This is a genomic window from Skermanella rosea, assembly GCF_016806835.2.
Taxonomy (GTDB): Bacteria; Pseudomonadota; Alphaproteobacteria; order Azospirillales; family Azospirillaceae; genus Skermanella; species Skermanella rosea.
Genome location: NZ_CP086111.1, coordinates 1,041,563 through 1,065,822, shown reverse-complemented (window position 1 = coordinate 1,065,822; position 24,260 = coordinate 1,041,563). Strand labels below are relative to the sequence as shown.

27 protein-coding genes and 1 tRNA gene are annotated in these 24,260 nt (G+C 68.5%); 16 read left to right on the top strand and 12 right to left on the bottom strand.

Features of this window, described 5'->3' with window-relative positions; translation table 11 throughout:
• The first annotated feature begins 57 nt into the window (after positions 1-57).
• The 5 genes from JL101_RS05000 (at position 58) to JL101_RS04980 (ending at position 5,205) form a co-directional block, all read left to right on the top strand.
• Entirely contained in the window at positions 58-333 is a 276-nt protein-coding gene (locus tag JL101_RS05000; RefSeq protein ID WP_203099528.1) for a hypothetical protein, read from the top strand.
• Positions 334-469: 136 nt separating this feature from the next.
• Positions 470-1,324 (top strand): manganese catalase family protein, encoded by an 855-nt coding sequence (locus JL101_RS04995; RefSeq protein ID WP_203099527.1) that lies wholly within the window; start codon positions 470-472, stop codon positions 1,322-1,324.
• Positions 1,325-1,435: 111 nt separating this feature from the next.
• On the top strand, positions 1,436-2,650 hold the full coding sequence (locus tag JL101_RS04990; RefSeq protein WP_228435289.1) for a DUF2478 domain-containing protein: 1,215 nt from the start codon (positions 1,436-1,438) through the stop codon (positions 2,648-2,650).
• Positions 2,647-3,909, top strand: a complete 1,263-nt coding sequence (mnmC, locus tag JL101_RS04985; RefSeq protein ID WP_203099525.1) for an FAD-dependent 5-carboxymethylaminomethyl-2-thiouridine(34) oxidoreductase MnmC — start codon at positions 2,647-2,649, stop codon at positions 3,907-3,909. The genes JL101_RS04990 and mnmC overlap by 4 nt, the downstream gene beginning before the upstream one ends.
• Positions 3,910-4,260: 351 nt before the next feature.
• Positions 4,261-5,205 (top strand): OmpA family protein, encoded by a 945-nt coding sequence (locus JL101_RS04980; RefSeq protein WP_228435467.1) that lies wholly within the window; start codon positions 4,261-4,263, stop codon positions 5,203-5,205.
• A 2-nt stretch (positions 5,206-5,207) separates the two neighbouring features.
• Here JL101_RS04980 and JL101_RS04975 read toward each other — a convergent pair whose 3' ends face one another.
• The 6 genes from JL101_RS04975 to glmU all read right to left on the bottom strand — a co-directional run bounded on the left by JL101_RS04975 (position 5,208) and on the right by glmU (position 10,413).
• On the bottom strand, positions 5,208-5,897 hold the full coding sequence (locus JL101_RS04975; RefSeq protein WP_203099523.1) for a DUF1028 domain-containing protein: 690 nt from the start codon (positions 5,895-5,897) through the stop codon (positions 5,208-5,210).
• Positions 5,898-6,062: 165 nt separating this feature from the next.
• A complete protein-coding gene (locus JL101_RS04970) occupies positions 6,063-6,449 on the bottom strand; it encodes a DUF4167 domain-containing protein (protein WP_201073492.1) in 387 nt (128 codons plus the stop codon).
• Positions 6,450-6,650: 201 nt separating this feature from the next.
• Positions 6,651-8,141, bottom strand: a complete 1,491-nt coding sequence (gene gabD, locus JL101_RS04965) for an NADP-dependent succinate-semialdehyde dehydrogenase (RefSeq protein ID WP_456115341.1) — start codon at positions 8,139-8,141, stop codon at positions 6,651-6,653.
• A 166-nt stretch (positions 8,142-8,307) separates the two neighbouring features.
• Positions 8,308-8,646 (bottom strand): HepT-like ribonuclease domain-containing protein, encoded by a 339-nt coding sequence (locus tag JL101_RS04960; protein ID WP_203099522.1) that lies wholly within the window; start codon positions 8,644-8,646, stop codon positions 8,308-8,310.
• Positions 8,633-8,959 (bottom strand): hypothetical protein, encoded by a 327-nt coding sequence (locus JL101_RS04955; RefSeq protein ID WP_228435288.1) that lies wholly within the window; start codon positions 8,957-8,959, stop codon positions 8,633-8,635. The genes JL101_RS04960 and JL101_RS04955 overlap by 14 nt, the downstream gene beginning before the upstream one ends.
• Before the next feature lie 74 nt (positions 8,960-9,033).
• Complete coding sequence (gene glmU / locus JL101_RS04950) at positions 9,034-10,413, bottom strand: bifunctional UDP-N-acetylglucosamine diphosphorylase/glucosamine-1-phosphate N-acetyltransferase GlmU (protein ID WP_203099520.1); 1,380 nt, start codon at positions 10,411-10,413, stop codon at positions 9,034-9,036.
• Between the two features lie 134 nt (positions 10,414-10,547).
• Here glmU and gph point away from each other — a divergent pair, with 134 nt between their 5' ends.
• The 3 genes from gph to cydB all read left to right on the top strand — a co-directional run bounded on the left by gph (position 10,548) and on the right by cydB (position 13,821).
• A complete protein-coding gene (gph, locus tag JL101_RS04945) occupies positions 10,548-11,222 on the top strand; it encodes a phosphoglycolate phosphatase (protein WP_203099519.1) in 675 nt (224 codons plus the stop codon).
• A gap of 176 nt (positions 11,223-11,398) precedes the next feature.
• Positions 11,399-12,805: a cytochrome ubiquinol oxidase subunit I gene (locus tag JL101_RS04940; protein ID WP_203099518.1), complete on the top strand. Its 1,407-nt coding sequence runs from the start codon at positions 11,399-11,401 to the stop codon at positions 12,803-12,805.
• A gap of 5 nt (positions 12,806-12,810) precedes the next feature.
• The gene (gene cydB, locus JL101_RS04935; protein WP_203099517.1) at positions 12,811-13,821 is read left to right on the top strand and encodes a cytochrome d ubiquinol oxidase subunit II; all 1,011 of its coding nucleotides are present in this window, start codon (positions 12,811-12,813) and stop codon (positions 13,819-13,821) included.
• A gap of 25 nt (positions 13,822-13,846) precedes the next feature.
• Here the strand turns inward: cydB and JL101_RS04930 are convergent, their stop codons facing one another.
• Complete coding sequence (locus JL101_RS04930; RefSeq protein WP_203099516.1) at positions 13,847-14,653, bottom strand: DUF3108 domain-containing protein; 807 nt, start codon at positions 14,651-14,653, stop codon at positions 13,847-13,849.
• 138 nt (positions 14,654-14,791) lie between these two features.
• Here JL101_RS04930 and JL101_RS04925 point away from each other — a divergent pair.
• Positions 14,792-14,866 (top strand) — tRNA-Val (locus JL101_RS04925).
• Between the two features lie 152 nt (positions 14,867-15,018).
• Here JL101_RS04925 and JL101_RS04920 read toward each other — a convergent pair.
• Positions 15,019-16,005, bottom strand: a complete 987-nt coding sequence (locus tag JL101_RS04920; protein WP_228435287.1) for an MBL fold metallo-hydrolase — start codon at positions 16,003-16,005, stop codon at positions 15,019-15,021.
• Between the two features lie 122 nt (positions 16,006-16,127).
• Between JL101_RS04920 and JL101_RS04915 the strand changes: the two genes are divergently transcribed.
• The gene (locus tag JL101_RS04915) at positions 16,128-17,045 is read left to right on the top strand and encodes a LysR substrate-binding domain-containing protein (RefSeq protein WP_228435286.1); all 918 of its coding nucleotides are present in this window, start codon (positions 16,128-16,130) and stop codon (positions 17,043-17,045) included.
• A gap of 162 nt (positions 17,046-17,207) precedes the next feature.
• On the opposite strand, the gene JL101_RS04910 is transcribed toward JL101_RS04915, so the two are convergent.
• Entirely contained in the window at positions 17,208-17,354 is a 147-nt protein-coding gene (locus tag JL101_RS04910; protein WP_203099515.1) for a small membrane protein YohP, read from the bottom strand.
• A gap of 16 nt (positions 17,355-17,370) precedes the next feature.
• Complete coding sequence (locus tag JL101_RS04905) at positions 17,371-17,559, bottom strand: CsbD family protein (protein ID WP_203099514.1); 189 nt, start codon at positions 17,557-17,559, stop codon at positions 17,371-17,373.
• Between the two features lie 303 nt (positions 17,560-17,862).
• Here JL101_RS04905 and JL101_RS04900 point away from each other — a divergent pair, with 303 nt between their 5' ends.
• From JL101_RS04900 to JL101_RS04880, 5 genes are all read left to right on the top strand, one after another.
• Complete coding sequence (locus tag JL101_RS04900; protein WP_203099513.1) at positions 17,863-18,384, top strand: RNA polymerase sigma factor; 522 nt, start codon at positions 17,863-17,865, stop codon at positions 18,382-18,384.
• Positions 18,384-19,229 carry an anti-sigma factor family protein gene (locus JL101_RS04895; protein WP_203099512.1) on the top strand — a complete coding sequence of 282 codons (846 nt, stop codon included), beginning with the start codon at positions 18,384-18,386 and terminating at the stop codon, positions 19,227-19,229. The genes JL101_RS04900 and JL101_RS04895 overlap by 1 nt, the downstream gene beginning before the upstream one ends.
• Positions 19,226-19,720 carry a PRC-barrel domain-containing protein gene (locus JL101_RS04890; RefSeq protein ID WP_203099511.1) on the top strand — a complete coding sequence of 165 codons (495 nt, stop codon included), beginning with the start codon at positions 19,226-19,228 and terminating at the stop codon, positions 19,718-19,720. Before JL101_RS04895 ends, JL101_RS04890 begins: the two co-directional genes overlap by 4 nt.
• 74 nt (positions 19,721-19,794) lie before the next feature.
• Positions 19,795-19,962, top strand: a complete 168-nt coding sequence (locus JL101_RS04885) for a hypothetical protein (RefSeq protein WP_203099510.1) — start codon at positions 19,795-19,797, stop codon at positions 19,960-19,962.
• Complete coding sequence (locus tag JL101_RS04880; protein ID WP_203099509.1) at positions 19,959-20,585, top strand: hypothetical protein; 627 nt, start codon at positions 19,959-19,961, stop codon at positions 20,583-20,585. Before JL101_RS04885 ends, JL101_RS04880 begins: the two co-directional genes overlap by 4 nt.
• Before the next feature lie 30 nt (positions 20,586-20,615).
• On the opposite strand, the gene JL101_RS04875 is transcribed toward JL101_RS04880, so the two are convergent.
• Positions 20,616-21,914, bottom strand: coding sequence for a class I SAM-dependent methyltransferase (locus JL101_RS04875; protein ID WP_203099508.1), 1,299 nt, complete (start codon positions 21,912-21,914; stop codon positions 20,616-20,618).
• Positions 21,915-22,057: 143 nt separating this feature from the next.
• Here JL101_RS04875 and JL101_RS04870 point away from each other — a divergent pair, with 143 nt between their 5' ends.
• Positions 22,058-22,402 (top strand): hypothetical protein, encoded by a 345-nt coding sequence (locus JL101_RS04870; RefSeq protein ID WP_203099507.1) that lies wholly within the window; start codon positions 22,058-22,060, stop codon positions 22,400-22,402.
• Here JL101_RS04870 and JL101_RS04865 read toward each other — a convergent pair.
• Positions 22,375-24,243: an ABC transporter ATP-binding protein gene (locus tag JL101_RS04865; RefSeq protein WP_203099506.1), complete on the bottom strand. Its 1,869-nt coding sequence runs from the start codon at positions 24,241-24,243 to the stop codon at positions 22,375-22,377. The genes JL101_RS04870 and JL101_RS04865 overlap by 28 nt on opposite strands.
• Between the last annotated feature and the right edge of the window lie 17 nt (positions 24,244-24,260).

Genomic DNA, 24,260 nt, shown 5'->3' with positions numbered 1-24,260 from the left:
GCTGCGTCGGGATCGCCCGCGGGCCGTATTTCTGAGGATCGGAGCACAAGGCACGCCATGAGCAGAACCGAAACCGCCGCCGGACCCGCCACCCTTACCTTCGACGAACTGAACAGCCGATTGAAGGGCAGCGGGCTGATCGCCCAGAGCCCGGGCGTCTATCACGCCGACCATATCCTGATCGAGGGCAGCGCGCAGGACCGCCTGGTCGTCTGCGCCGTCGCCGCCAGGGAAGCCGACGGCCTCAAGATGGTGGCCCGCCTGAAGGAGGTGCTGGCCGATGTCGGCAACGTGATGATCCACACCGCGCCGAACCGTCTGCGCGCCGGCTGATGCCCGCCGGTCCCGCCGGCCTTTCTTGAATGAGACTAAATCGCACGCAAAGGGGGTAGCGGCGATTTTATCGAAAACGGTCGGGCCTCCGTCCTGTTGCCGGAAACGTCTTCCCAAAAGGACGGAGGTTCTTCCCATGTACTATCACGACAAGCGGCTTCAGTATCCGGTCCGCGTCGAGACGCCCGATCCGCTGTTCGCGCGCCAACTCCAGCAGGCGATCGGCGGCATCGAAGGCGAGCTCCGGGTCTGCCTGCAGTACTTCTTCCAGGCCTGGGGAGCGCGCGGCCCGAACACCAAGTATCGCGACATGCTCCTGCATACCGCGACCGAGGAGATCGGCCACATCGAGATGCTGGCGACCGCCGTGGCCCTGAACCTGGAGTCCGCGCCGCTGTCGCTTCAGGAGACCGCATCCGAATCCAACCCCGTGGTCAACGCCGTCATGGGCGGCGAACGCCCGCGCCACATGGTCGAAGGGATGCTCCACAAGCACCTGCTGTCGACCGGCCTGGCCGCATTCCCCGGCAATTCCGACGGCGCCCCGTTCGACTGCTCGCATGTCTATGCCAGCGGCAACCTGGCCGGCGACATGTTCGCCAACGTCACGGCGGAAGCGACCGGGCGGACGCTTGCCGTCAGGCTCTACAACGCGGCGCACGATCCCGGCATGAAGGACATGCTGAGCTTCCTGATCGCCCGCGACACCATGCACCAGCAGCAATGGCTGGCGGTCATCGAGGAGTTGGGCGGACCCGCGGCGCTGCCGATCCCGAACAGCTTCGACCAGAGCCTTGAGAAGCAGGAGTTCAGCTATTCCTTCTTCGGCACCGACAAGGACGGCACGCCGCCACCGGCCGGCCGCTTCACCCAGGGTCCGTCGCTCGACGGCAAGGGCCAGTTCTCGGCGGTCCAGGCAGCCCCGCTCGGCGACGAGCCGGTGCTTGGGCCCGCGCGGCCGTCGTCCGGCGCGCAGAAGGAACAGATGTAACGACACGGGCCGCGGCCGGTGCATCGGCGCAGCCGGTGACACCGCCGCCGCCATGACCTACACTCCCGCGCCGCTCCCCCGGAGCGGATCGAGACAGTCGGGAGGTTGGACATGGTGCCAGTCACGATGCCGGCACTGAAGCCCGGTGCCGTCATCCATGGCCCGAAGGCCATGACGGACACGCTGCTGGGCGACTTCGCCGGCGAACTGCAGAGCCGCGGTTTCAGGGTCGCCGGCCTGATCCAGAGGAACCTGGACGCTGGCGACGCCTGCGCGTGCGCCATGGAGCTGGTCGACATGGCCAGCGGCGAGGCCATCCGCATCTCCCAGGAACTCGGCGCGGGTTCGACCTCGTGCCGGGTCGATCCGGCCGGGATCGCCGAGGCGGGATCCCGGCTGCGGTCGGCCCTGGACGGCAAGCCCGACCTCGTCGTCGTCAACAAGTTCGGCGCGCTCGAGAAGGACGGCGGCGGGCTCGCCGACGAACTGCTGTGGGCCATGGCCGAGGGGCTGCCGGTACTGACCTCGGTCGCCGGGCGGCTGGTCGGCGAATGGCTGGAATTCTGCGGCGGCCACTGCGACCTTTTGCGCCCCGACCCGGCGGCGTTGTGGGAATGGTGGGGCGGTCAGCGGCTCTACCAGGACCTCCTGCTCGGCGTGCCGGACGGGCCGGTCGGCCGCATCGTCCGTAGCGCCCACTGGCTGCTGGTCGAGGGACCGGATGCCTGCGGCCTGGCGCGGCTGCCGCGCGGGGCCGACCAGGCGGGGCGGCCGCTCGAAGCCTATGCGGAACGGGGCTTGCGGGACCTCGCCGGGCTGGTGCAATCGACCGACCTGTTCGAGGCGGCGGTGGGCCTGGCCTCGCTGAACGCCCATTACAACAGGCCCGACCTGGACGTGGGCGGCGGCAACGGGCTGGACGCCTTCGCCGCCGAGGAAGGCCGCGTCGTCTGCATCGGCGCCTTCCCGGACATCGCCCGCCGCATGCCCCACGCGCTCGTGATCGATGCCCAGCCCGCCGCCGGCGAGTATCCCGCCGCGGCGGCGGATTTCCTGCTGCCCGGCTGCGCCGCGGCCGTCATCACCGCGTCGACGCTGGCGAACAGGTCCCTGCCCCGGCTGCTCGACCTGGCCCGCGGGTCGCGGGTGGCGCTCGCCGGGCCGGGCACGCCGCTGACGCCCCGGCTGTTCAGCTACGGCGTCGAGATCCTGGCGGGCTTCATCGTGGACGACCCCGACGGCATGGTGCGCAGCCTCGCCGAGGATGCCACGCCGCGCGGGTTCCGGACGTTCGGCCGACAGGTCACCCTGCACCACCCGGAATGACGGGAGCTCCCCCCTGGTTCAGGCCTCCGCCCCCCGCAGCGGCGCCCGGCCGGGCGCTGGTGGTGGGGGGCGGCATCGCCGGCGCGGCCGCGGCATCGGCGCTGGCGCGGCGAGGGTGGCGGGTCACGCTGGCGGAACGGCGCGGCCAAGTCGCCGCGGAGGCGTCGGGCAACCCGGCCGGCATCCATATGCCCCGGCTGGTCGCCGGCCGCTCGCCCGAACGGACCTTCCATGCGGAAGCCTATCTTCACGGGCTCCGCGAGCTTGCCCGGCTGGGACCTCCGGTCGGGCGTTCGGCCTGCGGAGTGCTCCAGCTCGCCACGGACCACCGGCAGGCGGAACGCCAGGAAGCGGCCTTGCGGGCACCGATCCTGCCTGCGGGCATGGTGCGCGCGGTCGGGCCCGACGAGGCGAGCGAGCTTGCCGGCATACCGGTCCGGTACGGTGCCCTGTGGTTCCCCGAGGCCGGCTGGGTCGATCCGGCCTCCTTCGCGCGGGCGCTGCTCGACGGGACCGCCTCGGTCCGGCTGGACACCGGGATAGCGGAACTCGTCCATGACGGGCGCTTCTGGCAAGCGACCGGCGCCGACGGCATCGCCCTGGAACCCGCCGACGCGGTGGTGCTGGCGAACAGCCTGGATGCCCGCGCCTTCCCGCAATCCGCCTGGCTGCCCCTGTCGCCGCGCCGCGGTCAGATCACCGTCGTGCCGGCCACACCGCGCAGCGCCCCCCTGCGCTGCGTGATCAGCCACGGCGGCTATCTCCTCCCGGCGCGGCAGGGCGGACATCTGGTCGGTGCCACCTTCGACACGGTCGAAGACCGGGTACCGGCATCGCCGCAGGAGCCGGACGCCGCCGACGACGCCCGCAACCTCGCCGAGGCCGACGCCCTGTTTCCCGGACTGTTCGAGGGGGCGGGCACGCCGGCGGGCCGAGCCTCGCTGCGGGCCATGACCGCCGACCATCTTCCGCTGGTCGGCCCGGTGGTGGACCGGGACCGCTTCGTCGACGATTTCGCCGGCCTGAGACGGGGGCGCCCGGAGCGGAGCTTTCCCGACGCCGTCCATCACCCGGGCCTCTGGGTCATGGCGGGACTCGGGGCACGCGGGCTGGTCACCGCCCCGCTGGCAGGCGAGCTGCTGGCGGCGCAGATCTGCGGCGGCCCCTGGCCGGTCGCGGCCGACGCGGCCGGCGTCCTCATGGCGGCACTCCATCCGGCGCGTTTCCTGGTGCGCGATCTCAAAAGGCGCCGGTCGTAATCCGCACAGAAGGATTAGAACAAACCATCCGTCGAGACCAGGATAGAAGAACTGTGCGTGTTGCGACACACTGTGGCCACAAGGTGCCTGCGTCCGCGAATTGCCACAGGCGAAACATCGAATCCGCTGGCTACGGTCCGTTCGCAGAATTTCGGGGAACGGGGCCTGACAATGAATTCGTGGAGGAAGCAGCGTAACGCCTGCTTGATTGGTCTTGTGCTCACCTTTGCCTTGGCGGCGTGCGACGGGGAGCGGGAAAACAAGGAAAGCTCCGCCGGACCGCAGGACTCGATCACGGAGAACCAACCGGCAAGCCCCTCCCGGGAACCGGCAGCCGAAGCTCCGGTGCCGATGCCGGAAGAGGCCGAAGCGCCCCCCGCCGAGCCGGAGACCACGGCCGAAACGGGGGACGGAACGGAAGCGGCCGACCAGCCGGCTCCGGTCGCGGGGCCGACGGGCAACGAGCCTGCCGCCGGCGGGGAGTCGATTCCACCGATGGAGTCGGACGACGGCGAAGAGGCGCGGACCACCCTTGCCGAACCGGCACCCGGTTCCGAACCCCCGCCCGAGGCAGCTCCCGCGCCGGATCCCGTCCCGGATGCGCAGTCCGAGGCAGCGGCCGGCGCGCCCGCGGAACCGGCCGCCGGTTCGCCGCCGTCGAGAAGCGCACCCGCGGCGAAGGTGCCGCCGACCAAGCCCGCCGCCGGCCCCCCGGCGCCCGAGACGGCAACGGCCGTGCCGCCGCGCAAGCCCGAGCGGGCGTCGGCTGCCGCCCGACGGGACGAGACGGCGCCCCCGCCCGCGCGCAAGCCCCCGGCAGACCAGGGGACGGCTGACGCCCCGATCCGGCAGGTGGCCGCGATGGCCCCGGCCGAGCGGCTGCCCTCCGACCCTTCCGTGGTGCCGACCCAGGCGCGCGCCGACGCCCACCCGGACCTGAGCCAGATGCTGTTCAAGATCCAGGAGGTCCATTTCAACCCGGGAAGCGCCAGCCTGACCCCCGGCGGCGAGCGCAAGACCCTGACGGCCAGCCGGTTCATCTCGGACCTGCGGGTCCGGTCGATCAAGGTCGTCGGCTATACCGACACGGTCGGCCCGACCGCCTTCAACCAGGAACTCGCCCTCGCGCGCGCCGGATCGGTCGCCAGGCTGCTGGAGCAGGCCGGCGTTCCGGGCGGGCTGATCGAGACCGTCGGCATGGGCGAGACCAAGGTGCCGATGCCGACAAGCGACGGCATCTCCGAACCGCTCAACCGCTGCGTCGGCATCCTGGTCGCGGTCGACGATACCCCCTGACCCTAGCTCAGGCCGTCATGGCCCCGGTGGCTTTGGCGGCCGTGCGAGTTGCCGCGCCTCGGCATGCCGCGTATCTGGGGGACGAGTTCCGTCGCGAACCGGTCGAAGACCTTGCGGAGTTCCTTCAGCGGCTCGCGATGGAAATCGATGCGGATGTCCCACAGCGGATACTCCTCGGCCGCGAAGACGTAGATCGTCGCCGACTGCGCGCCCCGCCGGTCGCCTCCGGCCCGCTCGCCCGCCTCGAGGCCAAGGAGCAGGCGCAAGGCCAGATCGGCGTCGCGGTCGGCTTCGAAAGCCTCGGCACAGGCCCGCAGAGTGTCCGGACCGGTAAGCAGGTTGCCCTGGACCGAGAACCCGTCACCTTCCAGGCTGCCGGCATGGTCCTCGCATTTCGCCCCGGTCCAGACCGCCGTGGCCCCCGCACCGTCGATCACCGCGACCTGCCGGTAATCCCGGTCCTCGTCCCTGGCGATGACCGCATCCAGCGCCTGCCGCGCACCATGCCGGCCGGCGCGCAGCAGGGCCAACCCGTCCAACCCCAGGTAGGGATTGATCCAGCCTTGGGTGGCCACCGCCCCGGCTCCGGGCGCGGCGTGGGTCAGCAGCTTGCCCACGCCGGGCATCCCGGTGACGGCCGCGACACCCACTTCACCGCTGCGGGGGCAACGGGCGACGATCGAGAAGGTCACCGGGGCGCCTCCCCGGCGGCTGCCGTGGCGCCGCCGACGGCCAGTCCGGTCAGGGCGGCGGGGGGCGAAGAACGTTTCATGGCATCCCTGCGACATGGGTCGAGCGGAGCCCGCCGCTCAAGGCAGGCTTCCGTTCGGCTCCAGTTGGAAGGATCGCCGGGTTCTTCAACCCTCCGGAGGCGGCGGGCGGCGGCGAAGAGGGCCGGTGCGCTGGCCGCGCCGGCGCGGCTTCCGATCCATGTTGCCCGGACCGCCCGGACCCTGGCCTCCAGGCCCCGGATCCATCGGCTGTCCGTCGTCGACCGCCGAGTCCTCGACCGGTTCGGGCGGCCGGCGGTCCGCCATGGCGGTGCGGTACCAGTGTTCGGCATATTGCAGGTGGCCCTGGGCGGTGATCTCGTCACCCGCGGCCTTGGCGTCCTGCGCCAGGTCCAGATAGCGCGCGTGCTTCGTCATGGCGTCGCCGCGAACCCTCTCGGGGTTGCCGCCATCAAGGCCGGGGGCGCGGTTCTGACTTCGGAAAGAGGGGCGATTGTGTCTAGGCGGCGGCACTTTTACGTCCTTTGTTGGGACCGTCCCGCGGTGGTGGCGTATGGATCTTGGATACACTCCACCGCGACAGGTTCGAACCTTTTGGAATAGACCGGAACGGGGTGCCCGGTCATGCAAAATCGTTCGGTACGCCCAGGAACGCCGCCCATCTGTCGCTCCGGGGCCACGGAACGGCTCCGCGGCCCCGCTGAAATGCCGGGGTCAGGCGTTGTCGACGCCGCCCATGCAGAGATATTTGATCTCCAGGTACTCCTCCATGCCGTATTTCGACCCTTCCCGGCCGACTCCGCTCTCCTTCATGCCGCCGAACGGCGCGACTTCGGTGGAGATGATACCCTCGTTGATGCCGACGATGCCGTATTCCAGCCCTTCGGCGACCCGCCAGATCCGGCCGACGTCACGGCTGTAGAAATAGGCCGCCAGCCCGTACTCGGTGTCGTTCGCCATCCTTACCGCCTCTTCCTCCGTGTCGAAGCGGAACAGCGGCGCCACCGGCCCGAAGGTCTCCTCGCGGGTGACCTTCATCTCGGTGGTGACGTCGGCCAGGACGGTCGGCTGGAAGAAGGTGCCGCCGAGCGGGTGGCGCTCGCCGCCGACGACGATCCGGGCGCCCTTGGACAGGGCGTCGCGGATATGGTCCTCGACCTTCTCGATCGCCGCCATGTCGATCAGCGGACCCTGCTGGGCACCCTCGGTCAGGCCGTCGGCCACCTTCAGCGCCTTGACGGCTTCCGCCAGCTTGGCGGCGAAGGCGTCGTAGATGCCGTTCTGCACCAGCAGCCGGTTGGCGCAGACGCAGGTCTGCCCGGTGTTGCGGTACTTGGACGCGATGGCGCCCTTGACCGCCTCGTCCAGGTCGGCGTCGTCGAACACGATGAAGGGCGCGTTGCCGCCAAGCTCCAGCGAGACCTTCTTCACCGTCCCGGCGCACTGGGACATCAGCTGCTTGCCGATCTCGGTGGAGCCGGTGAAGGTCAGCTTGCGCACGATCGGGTTGGTCGTCATCTCGCCGCCGATCTCCTTGGCCGACCCCGTCAGGACGCTCAGGATGCCGGCCGGAACCCCGGCCCGCTCGGCCAGGACGGCCATGGCGAAGGCCGAATAAGGCGTCGCCGTGGCCGGCTTGATCACGATCGGGGCGCCGGCGGCCAGCGCGGGGCCGGCCTTGCGGGTGATCATGGCGGCCGGGAAGTTCCACGGCGTGATGGCGGCGCAGACGCCGACCGGCTCCTTGGTCACCACGATCCGGCGGCCGGCGAGGTGCGCCGGGATGGTATCGCCGTAGACCCGCTTCGCCTCCTCGGCGAACCACTCGATGAAGGAGGCGGCATAGGCGATCTCGCCCCGCGACTCGGCGATCGGCTTGCCCTGCTCCGCGGTCATGATCCGGGCGAGGTCCTCCTGGTTCGCCATCATCAGGTCGAACCAGGTCCGCAGGATCTTGGAGCGCTCCTTGGCGGTCTTGGCGCGCCACGCGGGATAGGCCCGGCCGGCGGCCTCGATCGCGCGCCGCGTCTCGGCCGCGCCCATGGCCGGGACGGTGCCGAGCTTCCTGCCGTTCGCGGGGTTGGTGACGTCGATGGTCTTGCCGCTGTCGGCATCGATCCACTGACCGTCGACATAGCACTGGCCGCGCAGCAGCCCGGCATCCTTGAGGCCGAGCGTTGCCGCGGTTTCAGTCATGGCGCTCATCGGTGGTCTCCTTGGTGCTTGAGTCTTCCTGATTGATCTTTGCCGGGACGACGGGACCGTCGAACCGCATGGAGGCATAACGTCTATGTGGCGGACAGTGCCCTCCCTGCCCAGCCCTGCGCGTGGCGGCGCTCTGCCGGAGCGCCACGCGGTACGAAGCCAGGCCCTATGGGCCGTCGAGCAGGCGGGAGACGGCAAGGCAGAGCGCCGGGACGCTTAGGGAGGCTGACCGCCACAGGATGGAAACGTCCAGCTTATGATAATCGTGGACCAGTATATCCCTCATGCCGGCCATCGCGCGCCGATCCACCGGAGGATTGGCAAGCCTGAAGGCCTTCGAAAGGCGCTTCGTGGCCTCGCCGATCACGATCAGCCGATAGGCGACCGCCGACTGGGATTTCAAATCGGCGATGAAGTCCTGACCGTCCATGGTCCCGACGAACGCGGTGACCCGGCTGCAGGCATCCCGGATATCGCCGACGGCGATGCGGTCAGCCGGCGACATAAAGGGGATGTGCCGCTTCGCGAAACAGCCGGATCCTCGGCTGATTGCCGTGTTCCAGCAAACCCGTCCAGCTATGGAAATGGGCCGAACGGCCGAAGATCCCGGAAAGCTCGTCCTGCATGTGGACGATGTCGAACAACGTCCACTCCGCGTCCGGCCGCATGGTGACCAGGACGTCCAGTTCGGCATCCGGGTCCGAGCGCTCCTGCTCGGGAAGGTCGAGCAGGGGAAGTTCGGCCACCTTCCAGCGGTCGCAGAAGGCCGACAGGTCCGCCTCGATGTTCCTGTACCGGTCGAGCGCCAGATAGCCCATGGTCCGTCCCCGTTGCATCGGGGGTACTATAGGCTTCGCGGCGCCCCCATTCCAGCGCGGGCCCGCCCCCTTCCCTACTTCGACTTGGCGGCCTTCTCCGCCGCCCTGCGGGTGCGGAAACCCGCCGCCCAGCCTTCATGGACGCTCTGCTTGGACCGCTCCACCGTCAGCGCGTCGGCCGGAACGTCCCGGGTGACCACGCTGCCGGCCCCGACGATGGCGCCGGCGCCGATCGTCACCGGGGCCACCAGCGCCGAGTTGGAGCCGATGAAGGCGCCGGCCCCGATCTCGGTATGGCTCTTGAAGAAGCCGTCATAGTTGCAGGTGATCGTGCCCGCGCCGATATTGGCCTTCGCGCCCACGCTGGCATCGCCGATATAGGTCAGGTGGTTGACCTTGGCGCCCCGGTCGATGCGGGCGTTCTTCACCTCGACGAAATTGCCGATATGCACGTCCGGCCCGATGTCGGCACCCGGGCGCAGCCGCGCATAGGGGCCGATCAGGGCGCCGCTCGCCACGCGCACCTCCTCCAGGTGGCAGAAGGGGCGGATCTCGACCCGGTCGCCGACCTCGACGCCGGGGCCGAAAACGACGTTCTGCCCGACCGTCACGTCGCGCCCGAGCCGCGTGTCATGGCTGAAATAGACCGTCTCGGGATCCGCCAGCGTGGCACCCCCGGCCATGGCGGCGGCCCGCAGGCGATGCTGCATCAGCCGCTCTACGGCCGCCAGCTCGGCGCGGGAATTGACGCCGACCACCTCCTCGGCCGAGGCCTCGACGACCCGGCAGGCGTGCCCGGCGGCCCGCGCGACCGCGACCGCGTCGGTCAGGTAGAACTCCCCCTTGGCGTTGTCGTTGCCGATGGCGTCCAGCAGGGCGAACAGGCGCCGGCCGTCGAACGCCATCAGCCCGGCATTGCACAGGGTCACCGCCCGCTGGTCCTCGGTCGCGTCGAGATACTCGACGATCGCCTCCAGGCCGCCATCGGTCCCCTGCATGAGCCGGCCGTAGGCACCGGGATCGTCGGGACGCATGCCCAGGACGACGACCGCCGGACCGCCGGAGGCGCCGTGACGCGCCTCGATCATCCGCGAGAGAGTCGCGGGCGTCACCAGCGGGGTGTCGCCGTAGACGACCAGCACGTCCCCGTCGAACCCCTCGACCAGCGGCCGGGCGGCCATGACCGCGTCGGCGGTGCCGCGCTGGCTTTCCTGGACGACCGTGGCGTGGGGCGCCACCTCGGCCGCGACATCCTCCATCCCCGGACCGACCACGACGACGATCCGTTCGGGGGCCAGGGCCGACGCCGCGGCGACCACGTGGCCGACCATCGAGCGGCCCGCCACCTTGTGCAGCACTTTCGGCAGGTCCGACTTCATGCGGGTGCCCTTGCCGGCCGCGAGGACGATGCAGGCGAGCGGACGGCGGGTTTCGGTATGGTGCGTCGATGTCATGGTGCTGTTATCGTCTGATCCGCGTTCACGGGAGGGTCGGACCTCCTTGTGCCACACCTCCGGCCTCCGCCAAAGCCCTCGATCAGGGAACCGGCCGGAACGACCATCAATGCAGGATATTGGGGAACAGCCGCATGCCTCGACTACAAGCCGTGATCTTCGACCTGGACGGCACCCTGATCGACAGCGCGACCGACATCACGGCCGCGGTCAACAAGCTGCTGGACAAGTACGACCGCCCCCCCATCACCGTGGAGCAGATCCGCGTCATGGTCGGCGACGGCGCCCCGGTCCTGCTGCGCCGGGTCTTCGAGGCGACCGGAACCAGTCTCGACCCGGACAGGGCGCCGGCGATCTACGCCGATTTCCTGGAATTCTACGAGAAAGAGCCCGCCTCCCCCGACTCGATCTTTCCCGGCGTGCCGGAGACGCTGGACCTGTTGCTGACGCGCGGGCTGAAGCTGGGGCTCTGCACCAACAAGCCCGAACGCGTCACCCGCGAGGTCCTGGTCCATCTCGATCTGGGCCGCTTCTTCGGATCGGTCGCCGGGGGCGACACGCTGCCGGTGCGCAAGCCCGACGGCGGCCATGTCACCTGGATCATGGACCGGCTCGGCGTGACCGACGGCGCCGCGGTCATGGTCGGCGACAACCACAACGACGTCGCGGCGGCCCGGGGCGCCGGCATCCCGGTGGTCGCGGTCAGCTACGGCTATCCCCACATCCCCACGGTCGAGATGGGCGCCGACGCGATCATCGACCACTTCGCCGAGCTTCCCGCCGTACTGGACGGGTTAGCCGCTCGCTGATTTCGCAAGCGCCGGCCCGGCAACATATCCGCCCCGAACCCATTGAAGGTCCGAAAGAGGGATGCCAAGTCGTCGCACTGGTTAACGCGCGGCTAAGCTCCAAACTTCGTCGTGCCGGAACCGGAATCAGAAAATTCCTGTTCCGGAGCCTGTAGGACAGAGGACGGGAGCGGACAATGGACATCGATCCGTTGATGTTGTCGCGCATTCAATTTGCTTTCACGATATCTTTTCATATCCTTTTTCCAGCCTTCACCATTGGTCTCGCGAACTGGATCATGGTCCTCGAAGGTCTTTGGCTGAAGACCGGACGCGACGTCTATCGTCAGCTGTCCGAGTTCTGGACGAAGATCTTCGCGATCTCGTTCGGCATGGGCGTGGTGTCGGGCATCGTGATGTCTTACCAGTTCGGCACGAACTGGAGCCGCTGGTCGGACATCACCGGCAACGTGCTGGGGCCGCTGATCCAGTACGAGGTGGTCACCGCCTTCTTCCTGGAGGCGGCCTTCCTCGGCATCCTGCTGTTCGGCCGCAACAAGGTGCCGCGCGGCATGCATTTCTTCGCGGCCAGCATGGTGGCGATCGGCACCATCATCTCGTCCTTCTGGATCCTGTCGTCGAACAGCTGGCTGCATACCCCGGCCGGGTTCGAGATCCGCGACGGCCGGTTCTTCGTGACGAGCTGGTGGGAGGTGGTGTTCAACCCGTCCTTCCCGTACCGCCTCGCCCACATGGTGACGGCCGCGTTCCTGACCACCTCGTTCGTGATCGCCGGGATCAGCGCCTGGTACATCATCAAGGGCCGCTTCGCGGAATACACCCGGATCAGCTTCGGCATGTCGCTGGGCCTGATCGCGATCCTGGCGCCGTTGCAGATCCTGCTGGGCGACCTGCACGGCCTGAAGACGCTGGAGGTGCAGCCGGCCAAGATCGCGGCGATGGAGGGCCACTGGGAGGGCGGCGAGGGGGCGCCGCTGATCCTGTTCGCCTGGCCAGACATGGAGGCCGAGGAGAACCATTACGAGATCGGCATACCCTACCTGTCCAGCCTGATCCTGACGCACGAGCTGGAAGGCGCCGTCCCGGGGCTGAAGGAATTCGCGCCCCAGGACCGGCCCTACGTGCCGATCGTCTTCTGGACCTTCCGGATCATGGTCGGGATCGGCTTCCTGATGCTGTTCGTGGCGATCGGCTTCGTCTTCCTGAGCTGGCGGCGCCGACTGTACGACTCGCCCTGGTTCCACTGGATCTGCGTGGCCATGACACCGGCCGGCTTCGTCGCGATCCTGGCCGGCTGGTTCACCACGGAGATCGGGCGCCAGCCCTGGATGGTCCAGGGGCTGGTGCGGACCGCCGACGGCGTGACCCCGTCGCTGACCACCGGCGCCGCGCTGACGTCGCTGGTGACCTTCCTGGTGACCTACGCCCTGATCTTCACCGCCGGGACATATTACATCCTGCGCCTGCTGCAGATCGGCCCGCATCCGCGCCACGAGGAAACCACCCACCAGGCTCGCCAGGAAGCCGGACGCCCGAAGCGGCCGATGTCGGTGCCTGACGAACGAATCGAACCGGCGGAGTAAGCGACATGGAATGGTGGCAGGACCTCACCCTGATCTGGACCGGCATCGTCGCCTTTGCGATCATCATGTATGTCCTGATGGACGGATTCGACCTGGGGTTGGGCATCCTCTTCCCCTTCGCCGGGCGTGACGTCGATCGCGACGTGATGATGAACACGGTGGCCCCGGTCTGGGACTTCAACGAGACCTGGCTGATCCTGGGAGGCGCCGGCCTGTTCGCGGCGTTCCCCCTGGCCTATGCGGTGATCCTGCCGGCGCTGTACCTGCCGCTGCTGGCCATGCTGATCGCCCTGATCTTCCGCGGCGTCGCGTTCGAATTCCGCTTCAAGGCGAAGAGCAGCCGCTACCTGTGGGATGCCAGCTTCCATTTCGGATCGCTGGTGGCGACCTTCGTCCAGGGCATGGCGCTCGGCGCCTTCATCCAGGGCTTCGACGTGGAGAACCGCGCCTATGTCGGCGGCATGTTCGACTGGTTCTCGATCTTCAGCCTGCTGACCGGGGTGGCGCTGGTGGCCGGCTATGCCCTGCTCGGCTGCACCTGGCTGATCTGGCGGACGGAGGGACCGCTGCAGGAATGGGCGTACAAGCTGTCCAAGCCGCTGTTCCTGGCGGTGATCGGGTTCATCGGGCTGGTCAGCATCTGGACGCCGCTGGCGAACCAGACCATCGCGGACCGCTGGTTCTCCTGGCCCAACATCCTCTACCTGTCGCCGGTCCCGATCCTGACGGCGGCCCTGGGCCTGCTGTACTGGCGGGCGATCAACAAGCGGAACGAGGTCCAGCCGTTCGCCCTGTCCATGGGACTGTTCATCCTGTCCTTCGCCGGGCTGGCGGTCAGCCTGTGGCCGAACGTGATCCCGCCCAACATCAGCATCTGGGACGCGGCCTCGCCGCCGGAAACCCAGGAATTCCTGCTGGTCGGCATGGCCTTCCTGATCCCGACGATCGTCTGCTACACGATCTATTCCTACTACGTCTTCCGCGGCAAGATCGGCGAGGACGCCGGCTATCACTGAGGCCCGGTGTCACTGAGGCCCGGTGTCACTGAGGCACGGTGTCGGCCGAAGTGAGATGCATGATGACGTCGCCGAACCGGCTCTCGCCCTCCAGCCGGACCGGGACCGGCGGCAGTCCTTCCACCACGGGCGCCAGCATCAGCGCGATGGGCGCCCGTTTCTCCTGCTCGGTTATCACGCCGTCCTGCTTCCACCGGCCCGCCAGCACCGTCGAGGTGACTTCGCAATGGACCGCGGAGCCGCTGAAGACGGAATAGCGGTTGGGGACCAGCTGGCGGTTCCCGACCGTGCGGAAATTCAAGTCGTAGCGGCGGCGGCCGTCGAACACCGGGACCGTCCCGGTGCAACCGCGCCCCGAAGCGACGCCGGTCGCCACCGAGAGCACCGCCGACAGGGGATCGGTGGTACCCGGCACCATCTCCGGCGGCACGGGATCGCGCTCGGCCGGATCGTCGGGCGGCCGGACGTCGGCGGTGACGCCGCCGCTACCGTCGTAATCCAGGCTGACCGCCCGCTCCCGCCCCCGCCAGGTTCCGCTCTGCCGGTGCGACCGGGGCTCCGCCTCCCCTTCCCGGATGAGCCCGACGGAACGCGACAGGTTCCGCCAGGGAAAGAAGGTGCCGATCAGCCCCTGGGTCTCGGCGCTGACCTCGACCTCGTAACCGTCGCGCCCGACATCGAGCAGGATCGACGCCTGAAGGACTTCGAAGCCCCCGGCATAGATCGCGTAGCCGAGCCGGACCTTCTCGGCCGCCGCTGCCGAGGGGGCCAGCGCCGCCACGGCTCCGCCGACCAGCACGACGGCCGGGATGGATCGCAATGATGTCGGCATGGCGCCGGGGCCCTTCCATGGATCGAACATGCACGACCCATTTAGGGCGCGGCATCGTCCGTGCAATTTTGCCTCCGGCATTTCCGATGCTTGACATAGCCTTCCGACCCCAATAAATAGGGCCTCCGCCGCACAGGCGGGCGCGTAGCTCAGCGGGAGAGCACTCCCTTCACACGGGAGGGGTCACAGGTTCAATCCCTGTCGCGCCCACCAGCCTCTTCATGGATTCTCAGTCAGGTTTGCCCGGGATCGCCCAGGCGGCCGGAGCGGCGCGCCGGCAACGCTGGGAAGGCATGCCAAGGGGCGCGTCTCGGCATCCGTACGGGATCTGGCACTGCACCCGGTTCAGCCCTTCCGGCACAGGGTCAGAACTGCCAGCCGGCGGGGATCCATGCATAACCCGTATCGGTGCGCAGGATTCGTCCGAGACCGGGGAAAGGGTAGTGAAAGCCGAGGACGAGCATCCGATCGACCGCTGCCTGATCGAAGATGCGCCGGCGTGCTGCCGCGGCCGCCTCCTGATCGCGATCCGGTCCGGGACGCCAGTTCCGGTCTATGTTGACCACGGGGTGGTACGCGAGATCGGCTGTCAGAAGGAGTTGGTCCCCGCCGGAATGAACAAGGAACGTCGCCATGCCTGGCGTATGGCCGGTGGCGGCGATCGTGGTCAGGCCCGGCAGGAGTTCCGCGCCGGCTTCGTAAAGCTCGATATCCTGGGTGACCGGCTGTACGCTTCGCTTGATGTCGGCCGCAAACCGCCGTCGGAACTCCTCGGGCACCGGCATGTACGACAGATCCGGCTCGTTTTCGACGAAGAACGCCCAATCCGCCCTCGGCATCATGACGCTCGCCCGCGGAAACGCCCGGCCGCCATCGGGAGTCCGCAGATTACCGACGTGGTCGGGATGGGCGTGGGAGACCACGACAAGGTCGATGTCGTCGGCCGAGAGCCCAATCGCACGAAGATTTTCGAACAGGCGGCCGCCGTTCGGTCCCATGGTGCTGCCCGCACCGGCCTCAAGAAGGATGCGGCGTCCGCCGATCTCCAGAAGCAGGGTGTTCAAGTTGAGGGTCATGTGGTCGGTCGGGAGGAAGGCCCGCCGCAGGACCTCTTCCAACTCGCCTTCCGGCGCGTCGCCAGCATAGACCTTCGGCGGGCCGCCGATGAGGCCGTCGCTGAGCACGGTCGCGGTGATGTCGCCGACCCGAAAGCGATAATGGCCGGCATTCCCGGCCGGAGCGGACGTCGCCGGCTGGGCGAAGGCCGCTCCGGGATGAAGGTTGCCGAGAAGCGTCCCGGACGCGCCGGCGACAGCAGTCAGCATGATCTTGCGTCGGTTGATCGTAAGCATCGTGATCCTTGATGTCGGGGCTGTCGGCCAGGTCCCATGGTCCGGTCGCGAAGGTGACACTCCCCCATTGTTTTGATAAGGTGATCAAATGCGAACAACCTGATCCGCTGAGGCAATCAATCGTGACCATACGGCTCGATCATCTGGAGACGTTCGCGCTGATCGTTCGAGCCGGCGGCTTTCGCGCCGCCGCCGCCGAACGCGGCGTCTCCTCGTCGGTGATGAGCCAAACGATGGGAGCGCTCGAGCAGGCGCTCGGCATCCGCCTCCTGAACCGGACGACACGCAGCATCGCCGTCACGGAAGCAGGCGAACGCCTGCTGAAGCGGCTGCGCCCAGCCCTGGATGAGATCCGCTCGGCCCTCGCCGAGCTTGACGAATTGCGAGAGCAACCGTCCGGGACGCTGCGCATCAACGCGCCGGGACCCGCGGTCGACCACGTCCTGTGCCCGCTCGCCTTCGCATTCATGAAGGCGCATCCCGAGGTCAAGGTCGAGATCGTCAGCGACGCCGCGATCGTTGACATCGTCGAGCAGGGATTCGACGCCGGCGTCCGGTTCGGAAAGCAATTGGCCCAGGACATGATCGCGGTACCGCTCGGACGACCTCTCCGCTATGCGATCGTCGCTTCTCCGGGCTATCTGCGCGAACGCGGGAGGCCGACCGTTCCGTCCGATCTCATCGGCCACGACTGTATCCGCCGCCGCTATCCCGGCGGGACCCTTGCCACTTGGGCGTTCGGAAAGAACGGCGAAACCGTCGAGATCGCGCCGGAAGGACGGCTGACCTTGAGTTCGGCGCACCAGGAACTCCAGGCCGCCATTGCCGGGCAAGGTATTGCGCACGTGTTCGAGGACTACGCCCGTGCGCCGATCCAGGACGGGAAACTCATCGAGATCCTGGCGGACTGGAGCCCGCAACTGCCGAGCTGGTTCCTGTACTATCCGAACAAGCGGCACAGCAGTGCGGCGATGCGGGCGTTCCTCGAGTTCGCCCGCCTGTCGACCCGTCAGGCGGCCCCGGCCGCCGCGTCGACTTGACTCTCCTGTCGCGTCCGCTTCCGGACGCGACAGAGCCTCGGCTGAAGGCCTGAAAGGGATCGCAGGCTATCGATCGGGTCGGGTCCGGGCCGCGCCCCGGCCACCTGGAAACCAGGTTGAAGGCCGGATCGCGGCGACCAGGCCCGGCTATCGTCCGGCGGACTAGAAGATCAGCGCAAGGAGACCGATCACGACCAGCAGGCCGATAAGGAAGATGACACCTACCGTGCCGCCGATGAACTTGAGCATGAAAAGGCTCCTGTGATTTCCGGTGACCGAGGCCCGATCCAGGGGATCGCGCTCCGGCACGATATTCTTGCGTGGCTCAGCGGCCGGCGCTGTCCTTGCCGGTGACGGCGTCCTTGATGCCGCCGACCGCTTTCCGGATCTTGCCTTCGGCCTTGTCCGCCTTGCCCTCGGACTGGAGCTTGCTGTCTCCGGTCAGGTTGCCGGCCCCTTCCTTGATCTCGCCCTGCATCTTCTTCATCGACCCTTCGGTCCGATCGTCGTTCATGAGTTTCTCCTTGCTGCACCGGCCTCACGGCATCCGGTTCCGTCGCCTTGGGACGGCGTCGAGGGTAAGGACACCCATGACCGAAGAACGGTTCCTTGAAAAATCGCCGGATGATCGATGCGTGGAATCAGTTCAGGAGTCGGGCACGGCCGATCCACTTCAGGTCATTCTGCGCGAATGCGGCGCCTGAAAGATCGTCGAGGGTAACGGCAAGACGGATTTATTTTGGAACTCCACCGCCGGACCGGGCGTCTCTTCCTGCAGGACACGGGGTCGATTTCAGCAAGGACGCGAGGCAGGATCATGGACGACACCGAATGGCTGATCGCCCGTGAGGTTCCCGGCCTGCGCCGATACGCCCGGGCCCTGGTCAGGGACCGTGACCGTGCCGACGACCTCGTGCAGGAATGCCTGGAGCGGGCCCTGCGCAAGCAGCATCTCTGGCGGCAGGTCGGAAGCATACGGGGATGGCTGCTCAGGATCCTGTACAATGTCCATATCAACCTGATCAGGCATCACCGCAGAACGCCCGAGACCACCCCGCTGGAGGACATCAGCGTCACCCAGCCGGCCCGCCAGTTCGGGCATATGCAGCTCCAGGAGATGGCACGGGCCCTCGATGATCTTCCCGCCCCCCAGCGCGAAACGCTTCTGCTGGTCGTACTCGAGGGCCTGAGCTACGAGGAGGCCGCCTGCGTCCTGGATGTCCCCATCGGCACGGTGCGTTCGCGCATGTCGCGCGCCCGCGAAGCGCTCCAGTCCTTGAACCTCGAAGAGACGCGTCCCGCCGCCGTGAGCCCCGTCACCCTGAGGAGGGTGAAGTGATGGATGACTACGACGATATCCGCGACCTCGACCTGCACGCCTACATCGACGACCTGCTCGACCCGCCGCGGCGGCGCGCAGTCGAAGCATACCTGGCGCTGCACCCCGCCAAGGCCGAGTGGGTCAGGCGTTGCCGGCTGCAGAACGATGCCATGCGGGCGATCTTCGGACCCGTGGCGGAAGAACCCCTGCCCAGCCGGCTGTCATCGGCGTTCAAGCCGAAACGGCCGTCCCGGTTTCCCGGCCTGGTCAGCCGTATGCCGCCGCTTGCGGCAACTCTTCTCCTAGGGTGCGTACTGGGATGGTCGGCGGCGGTGCTGATTCCCCGCCACGAGGTCTCGACCCAGGTCCTTCGCGAAAGCGCCTCGCTGGCGCATGCGGACGTGCGGAAGGCTGCGGTAGCGGGGCATCTGGCGCCGTCGGAGCCGGTGCTGCGCCCGATCCAGTGGATCGAGCAGGCGAGCATGGTCGATCTGCAGATCCCGGATCTGAGCCGCTACCGGTTCAGCCTGGTCGGCAGCCAGGTAACCGCGACGACCAACCGTTCCCAGGCCGCCCAACTGTCATACCAGGACGACCAGGGCCGGCGGCTGACCCTTCAGGTCCAGCCCCGCCTTCCCGACCCGGATCCCGACATCGAGACCGAAACGCGCAATGATGTTCGGGTCGCCTACTGGCTCGACGGTCCGCTGATGTATGTGATGGCGAGCGATCTGCCCAGGGACGAGGCCTTGTCGGTAGCCGAAAGCCTCCACCGCTCCATACGCAAGATGCCGCCTCCGGAGCCCGATCCGGAATTCGGCATCGCCAAGCGGCTCCGGTCGTTCCTGTGGACACGCGGATGACGGGAAACGCCGCGGGGAAGGAAAGCATGCGACCATCCGCATTGCGGATGACGCCGTTGACGGCCGCGCTCGCCCTCGCGCTGGCGCCCCCTTTGGTGATTTCCGCGCAGGGCGGCATGGACGCAGGGGCGCATCGCGAGCGGATCCAGGCCGGGCGAGACGGCAGCGCCGACGGCATCGGGGCGGAATCCGGCATCGTTAGCGCGAACGACCTGATCGGCCGAAGCGTGATCGGCGCGGATGGCGAGGTGCTGGGCAGGATCAGCAATTTCCTGCTCAGTCTTTCCGGCGGCATCGAGCACCTGATCGTTGCCAGCGGCGGCTTCCTGGGTTTGGGCGGTCGGGAGGTGGCCATCCCCTGGTCGGAGGCCGAGGCCGACTTCGACACGGGCCATGTCCGGGTCACCCTGACGCGGGGCGACTTCGACGAAGCTCCGGATTACGGGCAGGCCGGGAGCATCGATGCGGGTCGGGATGCCGGCGGTCGATGACGCTTCAAGGCAGGGCCGGCGTCTGCCCGAAGACAAGACAACGCAATCACGAATGAACGGAAAGGAAGTAAAAGATGCTCAGCGTATTCGGAAAAGGTCTGGGGTTCATTTTTCTGGTCGGTCTGACGACCGTCGGCGTCCTGAGCGCCGTTTCCCCCCGGGGCGCCAGGAAGGTCGCCTCCGCCGCCTACGATCTCGAGGAGGACCGCCGATCCCGGGCGACCGACCGGACGGCTGGATGAGCGCGGCACCGGCCACCGGGGCACCGGCGGCCGCCACGGCATCGGGCAGGACGGTCTATCCTCTCTGGTTGCGGCTGCCCTGCACGCTGTTCGTGATCGTGTTGGTGCCGGTCTATTGGCGCGAGTACGGACCGGGCAACTTCCTGTGGTTCTCGGACATCGCCCTGTTCTCCGTCGTGACCTGTCTGTGGACCGGCAACAGGCTGCTCTTCTCCATGATGGCGGTCGGGGTGCTGCCCCTGGAGATGGTCTGGACGATCGATTTCCTCACGGGCGGCACGCTGGTCGACCTGGCCGGCTACATGTTCGACGACGAGTATCCGCTCTACCTGCGTGCCCTGTCGCTGTTCCACCTGTTCCTGCCGCCCATCCTGGTCTGGATGCTGGTCCGTCAGGGCTACGAGCCGCGCGCCCTGCCGGCGCAGACCCTGCTGGCCTGGATCGTGCTGCCGGCGACCTGGCTGCTGACCTCCCCGGACGACAACGTCAATTGGGTCTTCGGCCCCGGCGAGGACCCGCAGCGGTTCATGGACCCGTTGCCCTACCTCGGGCTTTACATGCTGCTGCTGCCGGTCGCCGTCTATCTGCCGATGCACGCCTTGCTGAAAAGGCTGTTCCGGTGACCCGCCCTGCCCGGCCCGGCGTCCCCTCCCTCACAGCACCCGCACCGCGACCTGCCCGGTAAACGGGCAGGCGGCGGCGTACTCGTATCCGATGCCCGTTTCCGCAACGCACTCCATGAACGCCCTGTACTCGTGCTCGCGCCAGGTGCGGTTCCCGATGAACTCGTCGAACACCAGGATCGTGCCCGGCGCCAGCCGGCCGGCCAGCGCCGTCAGGACGGTGCGGGTCGAGGAGTAGATGTCGCAGTCGATGTTGGCGAAGCGCACGGGCGCGCCATGGGCGGCCAGGAACGGCGGCAGGGTGTCGTCGAACCAGCCGGCGTGAAGCTTTACGTTGCTTCCCACGGGTGGCAGTTCCAGGCCGGTGGTGAAGCTGCCCCGGCGCTGGCTGCCCCAGTCCTCCGGCAGCCCCTCGAACGAGTCGAAACCGTGGACTTCCTGGCCGGCGGCCTCGGCGATATGGCCGATCGAGGTTCCGCGACGGACGCCGAACTCCAGCACCAGCCCCTCGCCAGCCGCGAGGCCGACGCCGTGCCGGAGCAGGTCGGCGCCGCAGCCGAACAGGCGGAAATCGGCGGCGAGGCGCGGCAGCAGCGCGCGGACACCGTCCACCGGCGCATGGTGATGCGGGCGGTCGCGGAGCGGCCCGTCCAGGATCGCGACGGCATCGCCGTCCCTGCCGTCGAGCAGCGCATAGGCGGCCAGGAAGGCCCAGTATTTGCCGTTGGCGCCGTGGCAGGCGGTCGCCCGGCGCAGGCGGTCGACCGCGTCGTCGAGCGACAGGGCCTGGAGCGCCGCGGCATGGCTCTGGAACCAGCCGGCCGCGAGGCCGGGCTGGCGGTCCAGCAGCCTGTCCCAGGCGGCCAGCGCCGCGGCGGGGTCGCCCAGCGCGTGGCGGCACATGGCCTCCTCGTACAGCAATTGCCCGGTCTGCCCGCCGGCCGAAGCGGCCCGAACCGACAGGCGGACGGCGTCCGCATAGCGGGCATCCAGCCGGTAGGCCGCGGCCAGCGCCTCCCACGCGTCGGCGAGGACCGGCGGCGCCGTCGCCAGCGGCTCCATCAGGGCGACCGCGACATGGGGCAGGCCGGCGGCGGTGCAGGCCCGCGCGAGCTGGACGCGGATCCCGATGTCGTCGGGATCGAGCTCGGCGGCGCGGCGCAGGTGGAGCAGCGCCGGCTGGAAATCCTTCATGCCGAGATGGGCCGTCCCGAGCAGGGCCAAGCCGCGGGGCGGCAGGTCGGGCCGGGAGGCGAGCAGGCGGCGCGCCGCCCGGTACCGCTTGGCGGCGATCAGGCCGCGAGCGGCGTCGATGATGTCCGGCTGCATGAACGACCCCCTGCCCCGCCTGCCGGCTATCTAGCTGCGCCGGCGGGCGGGGGCAAACCGGAATGTCAGGAACCGTGGCACCGGTGACCTGTTAGGGTCGGGTCTTCAAAAACGGCCCGCGGCACCCCAGTTCAGGGCGCATCATGATCAACTCAGACCAACGGCGGCTCGACCGCAGTTTCGAGCGCCTTCAACGCCGCCTGCCCGGCTGGATCGCCCGGCCGGTCGGCGGCCTGCGCAAGCCCGACGCCCGCTGGATCCGGATACCGGCCGGCGTCCTCTTCATCCTCGGCGGCCTGGTGGGCTTCCTGCCGATCCTGGGCTTCTGGATGGTTCCCCTGGGCGTGCTCCTGCTCGCCCTGGACGTGCCGTTCCTGCGCCGCCCGACCTCGGCCTTGATGATCCGCGGCGAGCGGCGCTGGACCGAATGGCGCCGCTCGCGCCAGGCCGCCAGGAACGGTCAGGCGGCCAGCACCAGCCCGGAGTGACCGGCCGGGCCGCAGTCCGCCGGGCCGCTTCCGGCCCGGGTTCCCGCGTAGCTTTCCCATAGCACGCGGAAAGCCGGTTGACGCTCCAGCAGCGCGTCCAGCGATCCCAGGTCGACCACCGCGCCGTCGGCCATCCAGACGATGGTGTCGAAGCGCGTCAGCAGGTGCAGCCGGTGGATCGAGGACGCGATGCAGGCGTCGGGGAACTCGGCCAGCAGGTTGTCGTAGATCCGCGCCTCGGTGGCCGGATCCATGCTGCTGGTCGGTTCGTCCAGCATGATCAGCGAACTGTCGCGCGACGCCAGGATGCCGCGCGCCAGCGCCAGCCGCTGCTTCTGCCCGCCCGACAGGTTCAGCCCGCGCTCGGTGATCTCGGTGGCGAGACCCCCGGGAAGCCGGTCGATCACCGGGCCGAGGCAGGCGAGGCTGCAGGCCCGCTCGACCGAGGCGGCCGGATAGGCGATACCCATGGTGATGTTCTGGGCGACCGATCCCTCGAAGATCTCCGGATCCTGGGGCACCAGCGTCGCGACCGGGCCGAGGTCGCCCAGGTCGGGCCGGGCCTCGCCGTCGAAGGCGATGGACACGCGGTCCGCCTCGTAGAGGCCGGCGAGGACCCGCAGCAGGGTGCTCTTGCCCGATCCGCTCTCGCCGATGAGGGCGATCCGGCCGCCGCGCTTCAGCACCAGGGAGACGTCGCGCAGCGTCGGCCGGTCCTCGTGGCGCGCGGCGTGGCTGAAGGTCAGGCCGTCGATCCGGATCTCCCGCCAGTCGGCCGGGACCGGCAGGGCCGAGGCCGACCGGCGGCTCTCGGCCGACAGGATCTCGTCCGCGCTGCCGATGTCGGCCTGGTAGCGCACCAGGTCCTGCCAGTTGGTCGCCATGGAGCCGACGACGTTCCCGATCTGCTGGGAGTACTGGTGGACCATGACGGCGGTGCCGAGCAGGATCACGCCGTCGCTCCGCCAGGCGAGCCATGCATAGAGCGCCACCAGACCGCAGCGGATCGCGTTGTTGAGCAGGTCGATCGCGCACCACTTCGCCTCGTTGAACAGGATGCTCCGGCGGAGCGGCGCGAACACGGAGGTCAGCCGGGCAGCCACCGCCGAGCGGGTGGCCGCCTGGAGGCGGAGGGTCAGGACCGTGGAGATGTTGCCCAGGCAGTCGATCAGCTCCGCGGTGTAGCGCCGCTCGAACCGGTTCTCCTCGTTCAGCAGGAAGACCATGATCCGGTCGAACCGGACCAGGATCGCGAAGATCAGGGCATAGCCCAGCACGGCCGCCGCCCCGGTCCAGGCCGACACGAGGCAAAGTGCCACCAGCGGGCCGATCAGGCTGACCGAATTCTGGAGATAGATGAACTGGTGCTGCGAGAAGCCGAACAGCGCCTGCGTCGCCTTCGCCATGCGCTGGATCGTATCACCGGAATGGTGGCGTTCGTGCCAGCGGAGCGGCAGTGACACCGCCTTGGCATAGAGCGAGTCGGCGAACCGCTCGCGGATGCGCACCGCCATGAAGCGTTCCAGCACCCGCCCCGGCCCGTGCATCGCCCAGCCGAGCACGCAGGCGCCGAACATCAGGGCCATGTTCCACCCGGCGAGCGTCACGTCCTGGGTTCCGGCGGTGCCCGCCGCCTGGAGCGAATTGACCGCCGCGCCGAAGAAATAGGGGATCGCCAGCCGCACCGCCTGGGCCAGGAACAGCAGGCTCAGGAATGTGACGACCAGCGACCTGCTGCCTTCCGCATGACGCCAGAAGGCCGCGTAGAGCCCGCGGATGCCGCGATGGACGGTCGCGGCACGGGGATGCTGGGGGATCGGGGGAACCGGGGAAATCGTCATGACGTCTCGTGCTCTGG

Bases quoted from the DNA above. Each gene is read 5' to 3' on its own strand.
- JL101_RS05000 (WP_203099528.1), top strand. From the start codon at position 58: ATGAGCAGAACCGAAACCGCCGCCGGACCCGCCACCCTTACCTTCGAC.
- JL101_RS04995 (WP_203099527.1), top strand. From the start codon at position 470: ATGTACTATCACGACAAGCGGCTTCAGTATCCGGTCCGCGTCGAGACG.
- JL101_RS04990 (WP_228435289.1), top strand. From the start codon at position 1,436: ATGGTGCCAGTCACGATGCCGGCACTGAAGCCCGGTGCCGTCATCCAT.
- mnmC (WP_203099525.1), top strand. From the start codon at position 2,647: ATGACGGGAGCTCCCCCCTGGTTCAGGCCTCCGCCCCCCGCAGCGGCG.
- JL101_RS04980 (WP_228435467.1), top strand. From the start codon at position 4,261: ATGCCGGAAGAGGCCGAAGCGCCCCCCGCCGAGCCGGAGACCACGGCC.
- gabD (WP_456115341.1), bottom strand. From the start codon at position 8,141: ATGAGCGCCATGACTGAAACCGCGGCAACGCTCGGCCTCAAGGATGCC.
- JL101_RS04960 (WP_203099522.1), bottom strand. From the start codon at position 8,646: ATGTCGCCGGCTGACCGCATCGCCGTCGGCGATATCCGGGATGCCTGC.
- JL101_RS04955 (WP_228435288.1), bottom strand. From the start codon at position 8,959: ATGGGCTATCTGGCGCTCGACCGGTACAGGAACATCGAGGCGGACCTG.
- glmU (WP_203099520.1), bottom strand. From the start codon at position 10,413: ATGACATCGACGCACCATACCGAAACCCGCCGTCCGCTCGCCTGCATC.
- gph (WP_203099519.1), top strand. From the start codon at position 10,548: ATGCCTCGACTACAAGCCGTGATCTTCGACCTGGACGGCACCCTGATC.
- JL101_RS04940 (WP_203099518.1), top strand. From the start codon at position 11,399: ATGGACATCGATCCGTTGATGTTGTCGCGCATTCAATTTGCTTTCACG.
- cydB (WP_203099517.1), top strand. From the start codon at position 12,811: ATGGAATGGTGGCAGGACCTCACCCTGATCTGGACCGGCATCGTCGCC.
- JL101_RS04930 (WP_203099516.1), bottom strand. From the start codon at position 14,653: ATGCCGACATCATTGCGATCCATCCCGGCCGTCGTGCTGGTCGGCGGA.
- JL101_RS04920 (WP_228435287.1), bottom strand. From the start codon at position 16,005: ATGCTTACGATCAACCGACGCAAGATCATGCTGACTGCTGTCGCCGGC.
- JL101_RS04905 (WP_203099514.1), bottom strand. From the start codon at position 17,559: ATGAACGACGATCGGACCGAAGGGTCGATGAAGAAGATGCAGGGCGAG.
- JL101_RS04900 (WP_203099513.1), top strand. From the start codon at position 17,863: ATGGACGACACCGAATGGCTGATCGCCCGTGAGGTTCCCGGCCTGCGC.
- JL101_RS04895 (WP_203099512.1), top strand. From the start codon at position 18,384: ATGGATGACTACGACGATATCCGCGACCTCGACCTGCACGCCTACATC.
- JL101_RS04890 (WP_203099511.1), top strand. From the start codon at position 19,226: ATGACGGGAAACGCCGCGGGGAAGGAAAGCATGCGACCATCCGCATTG.
- JL101_RS04885 (WP_203099510.1), top strand. From the start codon at position 19,795: ATGCTCAGCGTATTCGGAAAAGGTCTGGGGTTCATTTTTCTGGTCGGT.
- JL101_RS04880 (WP_203099509.1), top strand. From the start codon at position 19,959: ATGAGCGCGGCACCGGCCACCGGGGCACCGGCGGCCGCCACGGCATCG.
- JL101_RS04875 (WP_203099508.1), bottom strand. From the start codon at position 21,914: ATGCAGCCGGACATCATCGACGCCGCTCGCGGCCTGATCGCCGCCAAG.
- JL101_RS04870 (WP_203099507.1), top strand. From the start codon at position 22,058: ATGATCAACTCAGACCAACGGCGGCTCGACCGCAGTTTCGAGCGCCTT.
- JL101_RS04865 (WP_203099506.1), bottom strand. From the start codon at position 24,243: ATGACGATTTCCCCGGTTCCCCCGATCCCCCAGCATCCCCGTGCCGCG.